The 16,157-nt window shown below is 64.2% G+C and carries 13 protein-coding genes; 7 read left to right on the top strand and 6 right to left on the bottom strand.

Features of this window, described 5'->3' with window-relative positions; translation table 11 throughout:
- Positions 1-51: 51 nt before the first annotated feature.
- The 5 genes from OIT41_RS01160 to OIT41_RS01140 all read right to left on the bottom strand — a co-directional run bounded on the left by OIT41_RS01160 (position 52) and on the right by OIT41_RS01140 (position 7,474).
- Positions 52-1,035 carry an ABC transporter permease gene (locus OIT41_RS01160; RefSeq protein ID WP_264637226.1) on the bottom strand — a complete coding sequence of 328 codons (984 nt, stop codon included), beginning with the start codon at positions 1,033-1,035 and terminating at the stop codon, positions 52-54.
- A gap of 9 nt (positions 1,036-1,044) precedes the next feature.
- Positions 1,045-2,571: a sugar ABC transporter ATP-binding protein gene (locus OIT41_RS01155; RefSeq protein WP_264637225.1), complete on the bottom strand. Its 1,527-nt coding sequence runs from the start codon at positions 2,569-2,571 to the stop codon at positions 1,045-1,047.
- A 119-nt stretch (positions 2,572-2,690) separates the two neighbouring features.
- Positions 2,691-3,713 (bottom strand): sugar ABC transporter substrate-binding protein, encoded by a 1,023-nt coding sequence (locus tag OIT41_RS01150; RefSeq protein WP_241707254.1) that lies wholly within the window; start codon positions 3,711-3,713, stop codon positions 2,691-2,693.
- 25 nt (positions 3,714-3,738) lie between these two features.
- Positions 3,739-5,412, bottom strand: a complete 1,674-nt coding sequence (locus OIT41_RS01145) for a hydantoinase B/oxoprolinase family protein (RefSeq protein ID WP_241707253.1) — start codon at positions 5,410-5,412, stop codon at positions 3,739-3,741.
- A 10-nt stretch (positions 5,413-5,422) separates the two neighbouring features.
- Positions 5,423-7,474 (bottom strand): hydantoinase/oxoprolinase family protein, encoded by a 2,052-nt coding sequence (locus tag OIT41_RS01140; protein WP_264637224.1) that lies wholly within the window; start codon positions 7,472-7,474, stop codon positions 5,423-5,425.
- Between the two features lie 318 nt (positions 7,475-7,792).
- Between OIT41_RS01140 and OIT41_RS01135 the strand changes: the two genes are divergently transcribed.
- Positions 7,793-8,224 carry an SRPBCC domain-containing protein gene (locus tag OIT41_RS01135; RefSeq protein ID WP_264637223.1) on the top strand — a complete coding sequence of 144 codons (432 nt, stop codon included), beginning with the start codon at positions 7,793-7,795 and terminating at the stop codon, positions 8,222-8,224.
- Positions 8,225-8,233: 9 nt separating this feature from the next.
- Here OIT41_RS01135 and OIT41_RS01130 read toward each other — a convergent pair whose 3' ends face one another.
- Positions 8,234-8,971, bottom strand: a complete 738-nt coding sequence (locus tag OIT41_RS01130) for a GAF and ANTAR domain-containing protein (protein ID WP_264637222.1) — start codon at positions 8,969-8,971, stop codon at positions 8,234-8,236.
- A 720-nt stretch (positions 8,972-9,691) separates the two neighbouring features.
- On the opposite strand from OIT41_RS01130, the gene OIT41_RS01125 reads away from it, so the two are divergent.
- From OIT41_RS01125 to OIT41_RS01100, 6 genes are all read left to right on the top strand, one after another.
- A complete protein-coding gene (locus OIT41_RS01125; protein WP_264637221.1) occupies positions 9,692-9,883 on the top strand; it encodes a hypothetical protein in 192 nt (63 codons plus the stop codon).
- Positions 9,884-10,179: 296 nt separating this feature from the next.
- On the top strand, positions 10,180-10,992 hold the full coding sequence (locus OIT41_RS01120) for a DeoR/GlpR family DNA-binding transcription regulator (RefSeq protein WP_264637220.1): 813 nt from the start codon (positions 10,180-10,182) through the stop codon (positions 10,990-10,992).
- Positions 10,989-11,996 carry a 1-phosphofructokinase family hexose kinase gene (locus OIT41_RS01115; protein ID WP_264637219.1) on the top strand — a complete coding sequence of 336 codons (1,008 nt, stop codon included), beginning with the start codon at positions 10,989-10,991 and terminating at the stop codon, positions 11,994-11,996. The genes OIT41_RS01120 and OIT41_RS01115 overlap by 4 nt, the downstream gene beginning before the upstream one ends.
- A 2-nt stretch (positions 11,997-11,998) precedes the next feature.
- Positions 11,999-14,026: a fructose-specific PTS transporter subunit EIIC gene (locus tag OIT41_RS01110; protein ID WP_264637218.1), complete on the top strand. Its 2,028-nt coding sequence runs from the start codon at positions 11,999-12,001 to the stop codon at positions 14,024-14,026.
- A 34-nt stretch (positions 14,027-14,060) separates the two neighbouring features.
- Complete coding sequence (gene ptsP / locus OIT41_RS01105) at positions 14,061-15,770, top strand: phosphoenolpyruvate--protein phosphotransferase (RefSeq protein WP_264637217.1); 1,710 nt, start codon at positions 14,061-14,063, stop codon at positions 15,768-15,770.
- A gap of 33 nt (positions 15,771-15,803) precedes the next feature.
- Positions 15,804-16,082: an HPr family phosphocarrier protein gene (locus tag OIT41_RS01100; protein ID WP_059388405.1), complete on the top strand. Its 279-nt coding sequence runs from the start codon at positions 15,804-15,806 to the stop codon at positions 16,080-16,082.
- The last annotated feature ends 75 nt before the right edge of the window (positions 16,083-16,157 follow it).

Raw genomic sequence — 16,157 nt, 5'->3', positions numbered from 1 at the left:
CCTCACCAAATCATGACCATGTTCCATGTATATAGCGTCCTCCGATAGGGCCTAGCCGGCGCGCTTGCGGAAGAACAATCCGTCCGCGGCGACTGCCAGCAGAATGAGGACGCCGGTGACAACCTGCTGGTAGGTGGTGTCCCAGTGGAGCAGGTTGAAGCCGTTGCCGATGACGGTCAGGATCATGACTCCGACGAAGGCCCGCCACATAGCGCCGTGTCCGCCGAGAATGCTGGTGCCTCCGATGACCACGGCTGCAATGGCCGTGAGTTCGACGCCGAGGGCCATGGCTGGCTGGGCTGAGCCTGCGCGCGAAGCAAGAATCATGCCGGCCATCGCGGAGCACAGGCCGCTGATGGCAAAGACGGCGACGTGGATGGAACCGGTGCGGATACCGCTAAGGCGTGCCGCTTCCTTGTTGCCGCCCACGGCGTAAATCCTGCGCCCAAACGTCGTGCGCCAGAGGACGATGCCTAGGACGATCGTCATGGCGACCATGAGCACGGAGCCCGCAGTGAGGCCAAAGAGGCTGGGCCAGGTCCACGTCTGGAAGGAGGCAAGTTGCTCGGGCAGCGGCGCGACGATGGCTCCACCCGTGATCACGATGGCAAGGCCGCGATAGATGATGCTCACCGCCAGCGTGCCTATGAAGGAATTCACCTTCGTACTGACCACGATCAGGCCGGTGACGGTTCCCAGGACGCCCCCCACCACCAAGGCGCCGACGAATCCCGCGATCACCCCTAAGTGCTGGGTGATCATCACTCCGGCGATGGCGGAAACAGCCAAGTTTGCGGTGGAGGAAAGATCGAAGACACCGCTGACGATGCACAGTGTGGCGGCAGCGGCCAACAGTCCCACGATGGCAGCTTGGTCGAACAGGTTGATGAAATTCCGGCCGGTCAGGAACGTTCCGGTATTGAGGGTCAGTAACAGCATGATCGCGATCAGTCCGAAGACGATCCCGAAATCCCTGACATTGAGCTTGAATTTCTTCTGGGCCGGCTTGGACACGGCAACGGTAACTGTGGTCATTTGATTCACCTATTTCAGAAATGCGGAAGCCATGACTTCATCGCGGGAGGCGTTCCGGTCGAATTCAGCAACGATGCGGCCTTGCCTCATGACATGGATACGGTGGGATAGACCGATAACTTCCTCGAGTTCGGAGCTGACGACGACGACAGCCGTGCCCTTTGCTGCGAGGTCGGCGATCATGCCGTGGATGCGCGCCTTGGCCGCGATGTCGACACCACGCGTGGGTTCGTCCACTAGCAGCACCGCCGGAGGATTGAGCAGCCACTTGGCGAAGAGCGCCTTCTGCTGGTTTCCCCCGGACAAATCGGCAATCAGCGAGCCGCGGCGGGCGCCGCGCAGGTCGACGGAATGGCTGATCTCGGACACGGCTGCCTTTTCCCGGGCTACCCTGACGAAACCGCCCAGTGATCGGCCCGACAAGGTGGAAAGGGCGATGTTTTCGTCCACAGGCCGGGACATGACCAGGCCCTGTTCTTTCCGCGACTCGGGGACGAGGGCCATTCCGGCTTTAATGGCTTCCCGGATGGAGTTGGCACGGAGGCGCCGGCCGTTGATCCGGACATATCCACTGGTGGTTCGATCAGCACCGAACATGGCCAGCAGGGTCTCGCTGCGGCCACTGCCCACCAGGCCGGCGATACCCAGGATTTCGCCTTGGCGGACCGTGAAGGAGACGTCTTTCACTCTTGAGCTGCTCAGTCCCGCCACCTGGACCACCGTTTTTGCTTCCGAAGGTACCGGCGGAACCTCCGGAATGAGGAAATCGACCTCCCTGCCGACCATCAGGCCGACGAGCGACTCCGGCGTGTGCCTCGAGGCGGCCTCCGTGGTGATGTGCTGTCCGTCACGGAGGATGGTCACTCGGTCCACTAAACCGAGGACTTCCTCCAGATAGTGCGATACGAGGATCACGGTGGTGCCTAAACGCGCGAGGCTCCTGACCACCTTCAACAGCTTTGCTTTCTCGGCCTCGTTCAAGACCGCCGTCGGCTCGTCCATGCACAGCACCTTTGCGCCACGGGCGAGGGCTTTCAGGATTTCGACCTGCTGCTGCTGACCGATGGGCAGATCCCCTGTCATCGCCCGGGGGTCAAGCTCAAAGCCGGTCTGGGCCAGGAGGCGCTCCAAGTGATCGGCGTCCCGCCCCGAACGGAGCAGGCTTCCCGTGTTGGCCCAGCGGCCCAGGAAGACGTTCTCCAGCACTGAAAGGCCAGGAATGAGTGCCAGCTCCTGGGATATAAGGGATATTCCTTGTGCGATGGCGTCCCGGGGCTCGGTGATCTTCACCTCCCGGTCGTCAAGCTTGACGACGCCGAAATCTGCGCCGATTGCGCCGCCAAGGATCTTCAGCAGCGTGCTCTTGCCGGCACCGTTTTCCCCCATGATGCCGTGGATTTCCCCCGGAGCCACCGACAACGTGATATCGCGGAGCACAGTGCTGGCACCGTACCGCTTTCCGATTCCGGAGAGGGTGATTTCCGGAGCGGAACTCCGATTGACTCGCTCGGGTGTATCCAACTGTTGTATAGCCATTTTGACCTCGGGAGATGGAATCGACGTTTTGGCCGGTCCTGCCGGGACCGGGACGGGGGCTCCTGTCCTGCCGGGTTTTCAGCCCCGGCAGGACAGGACCACGAGGGGGGGTAAGCCGGCTAGTCCGAGTACTTCGAGACGTAGTTCACGGCGTCGAGGGCTTCCTTCGTACCGTTGCCCTTGTTGGGAGCCAGGCTCGCCTCGTCCACTGCCGTTTCCACCTGCTGTCCCCGGGCCTTGGCAAGGCCGAGTTCCGTGGCCTTGGCGCCGTTCGCCACCACGTCACTGACGTAGATGGAGAACCATTTACCGGATCGGACGGCCTCGACATTCGAAGTGGATGCGCCGTTGCCAATGAACTTGATGTTGCTATTGCCAGCGGCAGCGGCCGCACCCGTGATCGCCTGGGATGCGCCGATGACGACATCGACGTCCGGGTTGGCCTGGGAAACGTTCTGGAACGCCTGCCGGCCGCTGTCCTGGGTGTACCCGCCTTCGACACTGGCCACCAGCTTGATCTTCGGATCAGTGGCCAGCTCAGCTTTTACCGCTTCGGTCCTGGCGTTATCCAGCGGCAGGGACTTGAATCCCTCGAGGTAGGCCACCTTGCACGTGTCTTTGGAGACTTTGGCGCAGGCATCCTTGCCCATTTGGCCGAGCATCTTGCCGTTGCTCGTGGGAAGGTCAACGATGCTGATTGCACCCGGGACCTGGGGCTGGATAGTGTCGAACTTCGGACCGATAACGGAGAACTCGACCACCACCGTTATGCCAGCCTGGACGGCCTGCTGCAGTGGTGCGATGAGGGCCTGGTTGTCGTTCGCCTGGACAACGATCACCTCGAACTGTTTTGAGGTGACTGCGTCCTGGATCTGCTGGACCTGGGTCTGGGCGTTGAAGTTGGGGTCCACGAACGTGGCGGTGGCGTTGTTGGCCTTGGCCGCCTGCTGGACCCCGAGGAAGGTTCCCTGGGCGAAGCCGTTGGACTTGGCGAAGCCGAAGAATCCGACGTTGAGGGTTTTGCCGGCGTCGGCCGTCGAAGCTGGTCCTGCGGCCGCTTGGGTGGGTGGGGAGCAGGCTGACGTCAGGAGCGCTAGCCCGATGAGCGCCGCGGCTGCGGCTGATTTCTTGATGTTCTTCATTGGGGTGTCTTTCTGTGGGCGGGGCTTAGTATCCGTAGTGGGTCTTGGCGAAGTCCTCGGTGATGAAGCCGTTGACGATGTCGTAGGTGATCTCGTCCCGGGAGCGTTGGGAGACGTCCCCGAAGCCGCCGCCGCCGCCGACTGCGAGCCGGACGATGTCGCCGGCCTTGACCTTGCGGGCGTTGGCTTTCAGGGTGCGGACCTCATCGCTGCGGCCTGGGTTGAACACAACCTCGGGCCCTTGGGCGTCTGAGCCGCCGAAGAGTCCCCAGGCCGGGGTCTTGGACCTTTCGAACCAGAGCCCCACGACGCAGTCGGCCAGGAACTCGTATTCACGAATGACTCCGTTGCCGCCGCGCCACTGGCCGGGGCCGCCTGAGTTGGGGCGGATGGAGTACTCGTTGATGCGGAATGGGTAGCGGGTCTCCATCATTTCGATGGGCAGGTCCTTGAGGGAGCCGTTGACGTTGTTGATCATGGCGGACTCGCCGTCGGTGCCTTGCCAGGCTCCCCAACCGCCAAGTGTGGCCTCCATCGTCACGAAGTTGCGGCCGAAGCGCGGATCGAAACCGGCTGCAGTGATGATCATCGAGTCGCCGTGGCTGGCGCTGGCAACCCGCTCGGGCATGGCCGGCGCCATGGCCTTGGAAACCAGGTCGATCAGTAGTCCGAGGTGGGAGAAGTACCACTGGCACGGGGCTGGCGCCACCGCGCCGAGAACTGAACCTGAACGCACCTGGGTGGTCAACGGCCGGAAGGACCCGCCGTTCGAGTTGGAATCCGGGCTGACAAGGAGCTTGTAGCCGACCCGTAGTGCGGAGACGGCCTGGGCGGCGCCACAGTTGACCGGCCCCATGGTCTGGTCAGCCGATCCGGTGACGTCGAAATCAACGGTGTCGCCAGAGACAGTGATCTTTAGCCTGATCGGAATCGGAGTGTCCAGGTTGATGCCGTCGTTGTCCAACATGCCTTCGGCTTCGTAGACGCCGTCGGGAATGTTGCGGACGGTTTCACGCTCGATTTCCTCCGTCTGACGGAAGATCTCATCACGGGCAGCATCCAGTTGGTCCATCCCGTAACGGCCCACGAGTTCCTTCATCCGGGTGGTGCCCATCCGAAGGGCCGCGATCATCGCGTGCATGTCACCGATGGTCTGGTAGGGGAAGCGGACATTGGTTCGGATCAGATCCACGACGGAGGTTTCAATGCCTGCCTCGATCAGTTTGACCGGGCCCATCCGGAAGCCCTCCTGGAAGATGTCTGTCGCATCCATGGAACCGCCGACGTCCTTGGAGCCCATGTCCATCCAGTGCGCACGGGTGGCTGCGAAGCCGACCACAGCGCCATCGTCAAAGATCGGGGCAAAAATGGTGACGTCGTTCAGGTGGGTTCCGCCAAGATAGGAATCGTTGAGGATCCAGACGTCCCCTTCCTTCCAGACGTCGCGGCCGTACAGTTCTTCGACCGCGATGGAACAGGTTTCCAGGTTGCCCAAGAACAGTGGCAGCCCGGCGGACTGTCCGAGCACGCGGTGCTCGGTGTCCAGGAGGGCCACGACGCAGTCCCCTCCTTCGTAAAGGATGGGTGAGTAGGCGGAGCGGATGAGGGTGGCGTTCATGTCGTCCGCCGCGCTGGTAAGCGCATTGCGGATGATCTCCACGGTGACTGGATCCAGGGTCTTGACTGCTGTGATTGTCATTGGTGGTACCTCAGTTTCCTTCGACGTCTTGAGTGCGGATGATCAGTGAGCCGAATTCGTCGACGATGACGTCGAAGCCGGGGGGCACCACCGTTGTGGCCGTCTGTTCCACGATGATGGCGGGGCCTTCGAAGGCATGGCCGGCGGCCAAGTCGTCACGGCGGACCACGGTGGTCTGGTGTTCGACGTGCTCAAACACCACCGGACGGATTTCATGCTTGAACTCAGCGCTCTGTGCGGTGGCGAAACGTGGCGCATCAAGACGGCCCAGGTCGCCGACGGCCTGTGTCCGTAGCGCCACGATTTCGATGGGCGCCCCGAGGTTGGAATGCCCATAGCGCTCGTGGTACATCGCTGAGAAACGCGTGGCCAACGCGGCAACGAAGTCGGTGGATTCCGGCTCGTCAGCGGAGGTTAGCGGAACGTTCAGGGCAAATTCCTGCGACTGGTAGCGGACATCCACTGATGCATTGGTGAGGCGGCTGCGCTCCGGCACCCCCTCGGAGGCCAGGGAGCTCAGGCCCTCAGTCTCCATCGACCGCAGCACGCCGGCCATGTGGGCCACGTCGATATCCTCGTCGAGGTAGAAATACGGCTCCGAGAAGTCCTTGCGGATGTTGGTCTGCAGCATGCCCCAGGCCGAGAACGCTCCGGGGAACCGGGGGACGACTGTTTCCGGGATGCCCAGTTCCTTGGCGAGGAAGACTGCGTGCATGGGACCAGCGCCCCCGAATGCCACGAGGGCGAAGTCCCGGGGTTCGATCCCGCGGGAGATCGTGATGGTCCGGATCGCCTGGGCCATCTGGGAGTTGGCGACGTCGCAGATCCCCTCGGCCATGGCAATGGGGTCCAGGCCGAGCTGGTCGCCAACCGTTTTCAGGGCGGCGATCGCCGCTTCGCGGTCCAAGGAGACCTGTCCGCCTGCGAACCAGTCCGGGTCCACGCGCCCCAGCACCAGGTTGGCATCGGTGACGGTGGGTTCCGTGCCTCCACGTCCGTAGCAGGCAGGTCCGGGAGTGGCTCCCGCGGAACGCGGGCCGACCCTGAGGCCACCGGCTTCGAGCCAGGCGACCGAGCCCCCGCCGGCGCCCACGGTGTGAATGTTGACCACGCTCATGAGCATTGGAAGGCCTTCCAGATGTGCCTCCGTGGAGACATCGGGCTTGCCGTCGACTACCAGGGAGACATCGAAGGACGTTCCGCCCATGTCGACGCCGATCAGGTTGCGGTTTCCCGAAACGCCGGCCAGTTCGACGTCTCCCATGGCGCCCCCGACCGGGCCCGAGAGGAGCGTCTGGAGCGGGCGCTTCCGTGCGGACTCGGCGGTGAGCACCCCGCCGGAGGACTGCATGATGTGCAGCGGGGCTTCCACCCCGCGGTCCCCGAGCTTCTTTTCGAGGTCCAGGAGGTAGTTGCGGACCACTGGTCCGGTATAGGCCTCGACGACGGCGGATGAAGTGCGTTCGTATTCGCGCCATTCCTTCGCGGCCTCGTGGGAAAGTGAAACGGTGAAATCTTCGCCTAGTTCTTCGAGCAGGATTTCCCGGGCCCGAAGCTCGTGAGCGGGGTTCTTGTAGCTGAACAGGAATGCGACGGCGACTGCGCCGTAACCTTCGGCAACCGCCCGACGGCCTGCCTGACGGACGGCAACTTCGTCCAAAGGCCTGATCTCAAGGCCCTGCCCATCCAGGCGTCCTCCAACACCGATGACGTCCTTGCGCTCGAGCAGCGGGGAAGGCTTGCGGTACTGGGCGTTGTAGAGCTCAAGGCGTGGGCCGCGGGCAATGTGATAGGTGTCTTCGACGCCGGCGGTGGCCAGCAGCAGCACCGGTACGCCGCGGCGCTCAAGGAAGGCGTTCAATCCCTGGGTGGTGCCGTGGACCAGGAACTCGATGTCGGACAGGTCGTCGACAATGGACTCAAGGCCGGCGATGACGCCCGCGCTCAGGTTCCCCGGTGTCGTGGATGATTTGGTGGCCGTATAGGTTCCGGCGTGCTGATCGTAAGCGACAATGTCGGTAAACGTTCCGCCGATGTCCATGGACACCCTGTAGTTCGGCATGTATGTCTCCTCATGGTTCTGTATGGGAACTCGATGTGTGAGACATCACGCTACGGACCCGGCTTTTCCGGACGTGGGCAAACTGCACGATGGTCCATGCACCCCGAGGGCGAACTGCCTAACGACCATCGAACTCCGACTATCGCCGCAGTTCAGAGCCACAATTCCGAGACGTGCTGCGAGCCTAAGAGAAAACGCCATGAGTATCTTGACGGGACCGAGAGCGCAACTCCGAACGGCTTCGCCGGCCGTCACTCCCGGGCGTAGACTCTGTTGCGCTGGCGCCCGGATGCCGACCACGTGGCAAAGGAGACTGACATGACAGGAAATTTCATCGCGAGTTCAACCATCACGATCCAGGCAAGCGCCAATCGGGTGTGGTCAGTGCTCACCGACCCCCGGGCCGTCAAGGAGTTCATGTTCGGAGCCGAGGTTGCCACCGACTGGACGGTTGGCGGACCTATTGTTTGGCGTGGCACGTGGCAAGGCAAGGAGTACGAGGACAAGGGAGTCATCCTCGAATTCGAGCCCGGCAAGCGGCTGGTGAACACCCATTTCAGCCCGCTGTCGGGCCACGTCGACGCCCCGGAGAACTACCACACGCTGACGTGGACCTTGGAGCCTGAAGACGGGATGACCAGGCTGACTTTGGCCCAGGACAACAACGCGAGCCCGGAGGGAGCCGCGCATTCGAAGGGCATGTGGGACAGCCTCGTGGCAAGCGTCAAGGAAATATCCGAGCGCAGCTAGCCGAGTCGCTTAAGGCTCGAAGTGCAAGACGGGCGTTTCGTTCGTCAAGGACTGGAGAAGGGATTCCGCAACATCCCTCAGCTTCTGGTTCCTGCCGTTTGAGGCCTTGGTCAGAATCCTGAAGGCCTCCTCCTGGCTGCACTTGTTCTGGCCCATGATGACGCCGGTTGCCAGATCGATGGCGGTCCGTGAACGCATGGCCTGCTCGAGGTCCTCGGCACGCTGCTGCCTGGCGCCGATCCGAACCGCGAGCCGCAGGGCCTTCTCTGCCTGGCTTGCGAATTGTTCGCAGCTGCGGATGGAGGCCTCATCGAAGGCATCGCCCTGGGGGGCGAAAAGGTTGATCGCCGCCGTCGCGCCTTCTTCCAGGCCCAAAGGCACGCAAAGCACGGCCAAGTGCCCGCGCTCCGCAATGGTGCCGCAGTATTCAGGCCACCGCGAGTCGGTGGAGGTGTCGGAAACGAGTACCGGCTTCCGGGTTCTCATCGCTTCCAGGCACGGCCCGTCTCCGTAGGCTTGCTGCACTTCGTCAATGAGGCGGGCTTCGTGGCTGCTTCCTGCAACCGTCATGGACCGCCGACGCCGGCTCAACGTGATCCCGCACAGGACATCCTGGCCGCGCGCAGCGGACACCGACGAGGCCGTGAATACCGCAAGGTCTTCGAGGAAGCCGCCGACGTCTTCACTGTCGATGACCAAATCCTGGAGTTGTCCGACTACGGAGGCATTCAGGCCCATTTCGTCCATGGCTCAGTCTACGAGCAGCGGGCCGGAAATGGAGGAAAAAGAGCGCCCCAAAACAACGTCCACCACTTGGACAAAATCCCCGACGGTCTTGCGCACCGGAGATGCGCAGTGCAGAATTCTTCTACAGTCCGTGCAGAATTCCGGACAGGGCCGAACTCTTCGGCCTGTTTTCGCTCAAGCAGCCGGGCGCCATGTCACTCAACGTGAAGGTGCTGCCTGATGAGCAAATGCCTGTTACCGGTACGGGACTAGTCGGTGTCGACCGTCTCCGAATCCGCGATTCCTCATGAACCGCATCATCCAGGGGCCTCTCCCCTTTGGTGTGGCGGTTGTGGAACAGACAAGCACCTGATCATCGAATCAATCCAGGCCCAGGCTCCAAGGTTTTCCCAACAGATTGCCGTGTTCTACACGTGCACTTCTTGCGGGTCTTCCTACAGCCACGCGGCCACCGTCCAGCAGGCGGGGGCCATCCTGAATCGTCGGGGGATTCAGGATGGCCTCCTGGAGTTTGGAAGCCACTATTTCCACTGCAGCGGACCCCTCCGTGAAGTGAAAACCGCACAGCGGCGCTTCGGAGTACCGCAGACGGGCAGGCCCCGATCGCGCAGCTCGCCCTCCGAAGCCCTTCTCCCCACCAAGGTCTTGAGATGCAGTTGCGGATTCGAGTTGGAAATACCTGCTTAGCCACGACTTGCAGCATTACCCGAAGGAAGCACCATGAAGCTAGAAAGCGCACAACAGCGACGACCCGAAGACGACTCCCGGCAAGATTCGGGTGAGCTCGACCGGAAGCGAAACCAGAACCGATACGAAGCGGATTCCTCCACCCAGTCCCGCTTGCCCGACCCTCCCGACCCGGACAACCTCCCTATCGACTACCCCGCCCTTCGGGAGATCGAGTGGCCGTAGGGAACCCTCCGGTCCGGCGCTAGGGCGGTCAGCCCCAATTCCGACTACCCCCTTCCGGGACTAGCCACCCTGCGTCGGACCGGTTAGACGTTGGCGCCGTCGCGCCCTCCGCCGCGCCCGCTCGACGCCGGATCCGTCGCCTCATCCAAGCAAAATCAGCCCCAACCCAAGCCAAAATCTTTGTTTATGTTGTTTTCTGTTGACAGACCAACATGAACAAAGATAGAGTCAAGCAATTCCACATCATGTGATCGCAGTCACTGATGTACCTGGAGCTTGTACGCAATGGAGGGTATGTGTTTGCCGAGGAGCGCCAACAGCTGATCTCCGAGCTCGTCGCCGAGCGTGGACGGGTCAGCGTCACTGACCTTGCGGATCGGTTCAGCATCACCACGGAGACTATCCGCCGTGACCTTGCTGTCCTCGAATCCGCCGGCAACCTTCGCCGCGTGCACGGCGGGGCAGTCCCGTCGGACCGCCTCAGCACCCGCGAGGAGAGCGTGGTTGAGCGTGCCATCCAGCGCCAACCGGAAAAGGTCCGGATCGCCGAGGCGGCCCTTGCGCTCATCCCCGAGAACGCAGCCGGCAGCATCCTGATCGATGCCGGCTCCACCACGGAAGCCCTCGCCCGCTTGCTGGACCAGCGCACCGCGCTGCGCGCCGCCTCTTCCAACGGGAACGGCCCGCGGGAAGAACTGGTGGTTATCACCCACGCCATTCCCATCGCCGGACAGCTCTCCGGAAACCCGCACATCGCGCTCCAGATCCTGGGTGGCCGCGTCCGCGGGCTCACCCAGGCCGCCGTCGGGCAGTCCACGGTCGAGGCCGCTTCCCGGCTCCGCCCGGACATCGCCTTCGTCGGCGCCAACGGTATCCACGCCACGTTCGGGCTCAGCACCCCTGACCCCGAAGAAGCCGCCGTCAAGGCCGCCTTCGTCACGTCCGCACGGCGCGTCGTCGTCCTCGCGGATTCCTCCAAGCTGGACGCAGAAACCCTGATCCAGTTCGCTGCCCTTAAAGATGTGGACACCGTGATTACTGACCACGAACCCTCAGAAGAGCTCTCCGCCGCATTGGCGGAGGCCGGCGTCGACGTGGTGATCGCATGATCGTCACCCTGACCGCCAACCCGAGCCTTGACCGCACCGTCGAACTCCCTGCGCCTTTGGCCCGGGGCGAGGTGCAGCGCGCCGTCGCTGTCCACCAACACTCGGGCGGCAAGGGCGTCAACGTCTCCCGGGCACTGGTCGCCTCGGGCCTGGACACCGTTGCTGTCCTTCCGGGCGGAGATTCCGATCCCGTCCTCGCCGGGCTGCTCGACGACGGCGTCCCCTACGCAGCGCTTCCCATCAGCGAGCCGCTGCGCAGCAACGTGACGCTCACGGAACCGGACGGCGTCACCACCAAGATCAACGAACCCGGCCCGGAGTTGAGCCTGGACGAGCAGGAAGCCCTGATCGGGCTGCTGCTGGACAGCTCCCGTGGCGCGAGCTGGGTGGTACTGGCCGGATCGCTCCCACCAGGAGTTCCGGCGGATTTCTACGCCACGGTCGCCCGCCGGCTCCGCTCCACGCACCACGATCCTGCAAACGGCGGACCGCCGCTTATAGCAATTGACTCCTCCGGGGCTCCGCTGATTGCCGCCATCACCGGCGATTCACTCGGCAACATCAACGGCAAGCCCGATCTCTTGAAGCCCAATGCGGAAGAACTGGCCGAACTGGCCGCCGCAGCCGGCCTCACAGACGTCCACACGGCTGACGAACTGGAAGCGGACCCCGGCCTTGCCGCCAGGGCCGCCGCCGCCGTCGTCGGAAGCGGTGTGGGTGCAGTACTCGCAACACTCGGTTCGAAGGGCGCCGTCCTGGTAACCGCCGACGGCGCGTGGCTCGCCACGCATCCGCCGATCCAAGCCGTCAGCACAGTTGGTGCCGGCGATTCATCCCTTGCTGGCTATCTGCTGGCCGCCACCAAAGGCGGAACCTCGCAGGACTGCCTCCGTCAGGCTGTGGCACATGGTGCCGCCGCTGCTTCGCTGCCGGGCTCCACTGTCCCGGCGGTCCACCAAACAACTCCCGACGCCGTAACCATCACGGCCCTTCAGAAGGACTAACAGTGACCCAGCTCATCACCCCCCAACTGGTCTCCCTTGACCAGAACCTCGGCGATTCCCCCGCCGATGTCATCCGCTTCCTGGCGGGCAAAGTTGCCGCAGCAGGGCGCGCCTCCGAGGTTGAAGGGCTCTTCGCGGACGCCTTCGCCCGCGAGCAGAAGACGGCCACGGGCGTACCCGGCGGCATCGCCATCCCGCACTGCCGCTCAGTCGCGGTCACCGAACCCGCCCTGGCGATGGCACGGCTCTCGCACAAGGTGGACTTCGGTGCCAAGGACGGCCCCGCGGACATCATCTTCTTCATCGCCGCCCCGGAAGGAGCGGACCAGGAGCACCTGAAGTTGCTCTCCAAGCTGGCCCGTTCCCTCATCAAGAAGGACTTCACAGCGGCGCTGCGCGCGGCTGCCACCGGACAGGACATCGTCGACCTGGTTGAAGGCGCCCTGGCCGACAAGCCGGCTGCGCATGCTGCAGGCTCGGCTGCAGAGGCTGCCCCGGCGTCGGCCGGCGCCGCTTCGCCGACTGGACCGAAGCGCATCGTCGCCGTCACGGCCTGCCCCACCGGCATCGCCCACACCTACATGGCTGCCGACTCCCTCGTGGCCGCGGCCAAGGAAATGGGCGTCGACCTTCAGGTGGAAACCCAGGGCTCGGGCGGATTCACCGCGCTGGACCCGTCGGTCATCGCTGCCGCAGACGCCGTGATCTTCGCGGTTGACGTCGATGTCCGCGGCAAGGAGCGCTTCGCCGGCAAGCCCGTCATCAACGCGCCCGTGAAGCGCGGCATTGACGAGCCGGCCAAGATGGTCCAGGAAGCCCTCGCCGCCGCGACCGACCCGCACGCCCACCGTGTCCCGCATTTCGGCGCCGAAGAGAGCGCCGAGCAGGCGTCGGAGGCTGCGAGCGAGCACCTCGGCACCAAGGTCAAGAAGGTCCTTCTGACCGGCGTCAGCTACATGATCCCGTTCGTCGCCGGTGGCGGCCTGCTCATTGCCTTGGGCTTCCTCCTGGCGGGTTACGACATTGCCTTGGGAACGAAGGCCAATGACATTCTGGCCCACAACACGCTGCTCAATCTTCCCAACGGCAACCTTGCGCTTTACTTGGGAACGGTGGCCTTCAAGATCGGTGGGCTGTCCCTCGGCTTCCTGGTCCCTGCCCTGGCAGGTTACATTGCCTTCGGCATCGCCGACCGGCCCGGCATTGCGCCTGGTTTTGTGGCCGGCGCTGTTGCCGGCTTCATGGGCGCAGGCTTCCTGGGCGGCTTGGTGGGCGGTTTGCTTGCCGGCCTGACCGCGCACTGGATCGGCACGTTCAGGGTTCCGCGCTGGTTGCGTGGCCTCATGCCTGTAGTGATCATCCCGCTGCTGGCATCGATCGTTGCTTCCGGCTTGATGTTCCTGGTTCTCGGCGGTCCCATCGCGTGGGTCACCTTGCAGCTCAACACGTGGCTGACCGGGATGACCGGCGCGTCCGCCGTCGTTCTCGGTATCATCCTCGGCCTCATGATGTGCTTCGACCTCGGTGGCCCCGTCAACAAGGTTGCCTACTCCTTCGCCGTCGCCGGACTGGGTGCCGGTAGCCTGGCCAACCCTGCACCGCTCCAGATCATGGCTGCGGTCATGGCCGCCGGCATGGTTCCCCCGCTTGCCATGGCACTGGCCACGACGCTTAACAAGAAGGGCTTCAGCCTGGCCGAGCGCGAGAACGGCAAGGCCGCGTGGCTGCTGGGCGCGTCCTTCATCTCCGAAGGCGCCATCCCGTTCGCTGCTGCCGACCCGTTCCGCGTCATCCCCGCCAGCATGGTGGGCGGCGCCGTAACCGGTGCGCTGTGCATGGCGACGGGCGTGACTTCGCAAGCCCCTCACGGTGGCATCTTCGTCTTCTTCGCGATCGGAAACCTGGCCATGTTCGTCATCTCGATCATCGTCGGCATGGTTATCACCGCCTTGGTCCTCCTCGCGCTCAAGCGTTGGGCAGTCCGGAAGCCGGTTGAGGCAGAGCAGGTTCCTGTTCCGGTCGCAGCCTGAACAACCCGCCAATCAGCAAGTAGAGGACAAATCCATGCAGACCTTTTCAGGAGTAGGCGTTGCCCCCGGGCGTGTTCTGGGGCCGGTGCGGCAGATGCCGAAGCCGGTTCAAGAGCCCCACGAGAACGTCAATATTCCTGCGGACGTTACCGTCGAATCGCAGGGCCAGCGCATCAAGGATGCCGCCAAGGCCGTGCAGGCGGAACTCCGTGCCCGGGCCGCGACGGCGTCCGGCGAAGGCAAAGAGGTCCTGGAAGCAACAGCCCTGATGGCCGCCGATCCCATGCTGGTGAAATCGGCCATCAGGCTCCTCTCCCCCGAGGCCCCGGGCGGCGCACGCACCGCCGAACGGGCCATCTGGGAGGCAGCTGCCACGGTTGCCGATTCGTTGAAGGCCCTCGGCGGTTACATGGCGGAGCGCGTCGCGGACGTCCTTGACGTCCGCGCCCGCATCGTCTCTGAACTGCGCGGACTGCCCGCGCCGGGCATCCCGGCGTCGGACGTTCCGTTCATTCTTGCGGCCGAGGATCTCGCCCCGGCAGACACCGCTACCCTGGACCCCGCCAAGGTGATCGCGCTGATCACCTCAAGCGGCGGCCCGCAGTCCCACACCGCCATCCTGGCCCGCGCCCTCGGCCTGCCCGCGATCGTCGCCGCCCCGGGTGTCGACGAGATCGGGGACGGCACCGAGGTCTACCTCGACGGTGCTGCCGGCACCATCACGGTTGACCCAGGCGAGGAACTCCGCCTGGCGGCCAAGGTTTGGGCCACCCAAGCGTCCACCGTCGCAGCCTTCAGCGGGAGCAACGCCATGGCCGACGGGTTCCGGGTTCCGCTGCTCGCCAACGTCGGCACGGGTGCCGACGCGGTCAAGGCCGCCGACGCCGGTGCCGAGGGCGTCGGTCTCTTGCGCACCGAATTCTGTTTCCTGGATCGCGACGACGAACCCGCCGTCGCGGAGCAGATCGCAGCCTACGGCGCCGTCTTCGCCGCGTTCCCCGGCAAGAAGGTGGTGGTCCGGACCCTCGACGCCGGAGCGGACAAGCCGCTGCCGTTCCTCACCAACGCGGACGAGCCCAACCCTGCGCTGGGTGTCCGCGGGTACCGTACCGACCTGACCTCCCCCGGCGTCCTCGAACGCCAGCTCAGGGCGATCGCCGCGGCAGAGGCGGCCAACCAGGCGGAAGTGTGGGTCATGGCCCCGATGATCTCCACCGCCGAGGAAGCCGCGCATTTCGCAGCCCTCTGCTCCACCGCCGGACTGAAGACTCCCGGCGTCATGGTGGAGGTCCCCTCGGCTGCCCTGACTGCCGCTTCCGTGCTGCGCGAAGTCAGCTTCGCCTCGCTCGGAACGAACGACCTCACCCAATACGCAATGGCCGCCGACCGCCAACTCGGCCCGCTAGCCACACTCAACGACCCCTGGCAGCCGGCCGTGCTTCAGCTCGTGAAGTTGACCGCCGACGGCGCCGCTGCCGCTGGCGCGGGTGGCGCTGCCCGGCCGGTGGGAGTGTGCGGCGAGGCAGCCGCGGACCCGGCCCTCGCCGTCGTACTCGTTGGACTGGGCGTCGCTACGCTCTCGATGAGTGCACGCGCTCTTGCCGCCGTTTCCGCCGTCCTGGCAACCGTCACTGTGTCGCAGGCCCAAAAGCTCGCGACGGCGGCGCTGGCCGCACCGAGTGCATCCGCCGCGCGGCAAGCCGTTCGCGCCCAGCTGCCTATCCTGGACGAGCTGGGTCTCTAGACTTTTCCCAAGCCCACAATCGAAGGAGCAACAATGTCCGAACGTACCGCCACCATCGCCAGCCGCGTCGGCCTGCACGCCCGCCCGGCAGCCATCTTCGCCGAAGCCGCCGGCGAACTAGACATCGAGGTCACGATCGCCCGCGAAGGCGAGCCCGCCGACGATGCCATGGACGCCGCCAGCATCCTCTCCCTCATGAGCCTCGGAGCGTCATTCGGGGACGTCGTCGTCCTGCGCGCCGAAGGTGCCGGGGCCGACGAAGCCCTGGACCGCCTCGTGAAGATCCTCGAAACGGACCACGACGCCGAATAACCCACTGAGCATGCTCTCCGTTGGCACTCGGGGACGGACATATTCCTACTATGTCCATCCCTCGTAGCCAACGGA

Source organism: Arthrobacter sp. YA7-1 (genome assembly GCF_025960325.1).
In the GTDB taxonomy this organism is placed as follows: Bacteria; Actinomycetota; Actinomycetes; order Actinomycetales; family Micrococcaceae; genus Arthrobacter; species Arthrobacter bambusae_A.
Note: the sequence above shows the minus strand (reverse complement) of the source record. Positions and strands in the feature narration are given on the sequence as shown.

What these genes read in the sequence shown, in the direction of transcription:
- OIT41_RS01160 (WP_264637226.1), bottom strand. Translation starts at nt 1,035, where the DNA reads ATGACCACAGTTACCGTTGCCGTGTCCAAGCCGGCCCAGAAGAAATTC.
- OIT41_RS01155 (WP_264637225.1), bottom strand. Translation starts at nt 2,571, where the DNA reads ATGGCTATACAACAGTTGGATACACCCGAGCGAGTCAATCGGAGTTCC.
- OIT41_RS01150 (WP_241707254.1), bottom strand. Translation starts at nt 3,713, where the DNA reads ATGAAGAACATCAAGAAATCAGCCGCAGCCGCGGCGCTCATCGGGCTA.
- OIT41_RS01145 (WP_241707253.1), bottom strand. Translation starts at nt 5,412, where the DNA reads ATGACAATCACAGCAGTCAAGACCCTGGATCCAGTCACCGTGGAGATC.
- OIT41_RS01140 (WP_264637224.1), bottom strand. Translation starts at nt 7,474, where the DNA reads ATGCCGAACTACAGGGTGTCCATGGACATCGGCGGAACGTTTACCGAC.
- OIT41_RS01135 (WP_264637223.1), top strand. Translation starts at nt 7,793, where the DNA reads ATGACAGGAAATTTCATCGCGAGTTCAACCATCACGATCCAGGCAAGC.
- OIT41_RS01130 (WP_264637222.1), bottom strand. Translation starts at nt 8,971, where the DNA reads ATGGACGAAATGGGCCTGAATGCCTCCGTAGTCGGACAACTCCAGGAT.
- OIT41_RS01125 (WP_264637221.1), top strand. Translation starts at nt 9,692, where the DNA reads ATGAAGCTAGAAAGCGCACAACAGCGACGACCCGAAGACGACTCCCGG.
- OIT41_RS01115 (WP_264637219.1), top strand. Translation starts at nt 10,989, where the DNA reads ATGATCGTCACCCTGACCGCCAACCCGAGCCTTGACCGCACCGTCGAA.
- ptsP (WP_264637217.1), top strand. Translation starts at nt 14,061, where the DNA reads ATGCAGACCTTTTCAGGAGTAGGCGTTGCCCCCGGGCGTGTTCTGGGG.
- OIT41_RS01100 (WP_059388405.1), top strand. Translation starts at nt 15,804, where the DNA reads ATGTCCGAACGTACCGCCACCATCGCCAGCCGCGTCGGCCTGCACGCC.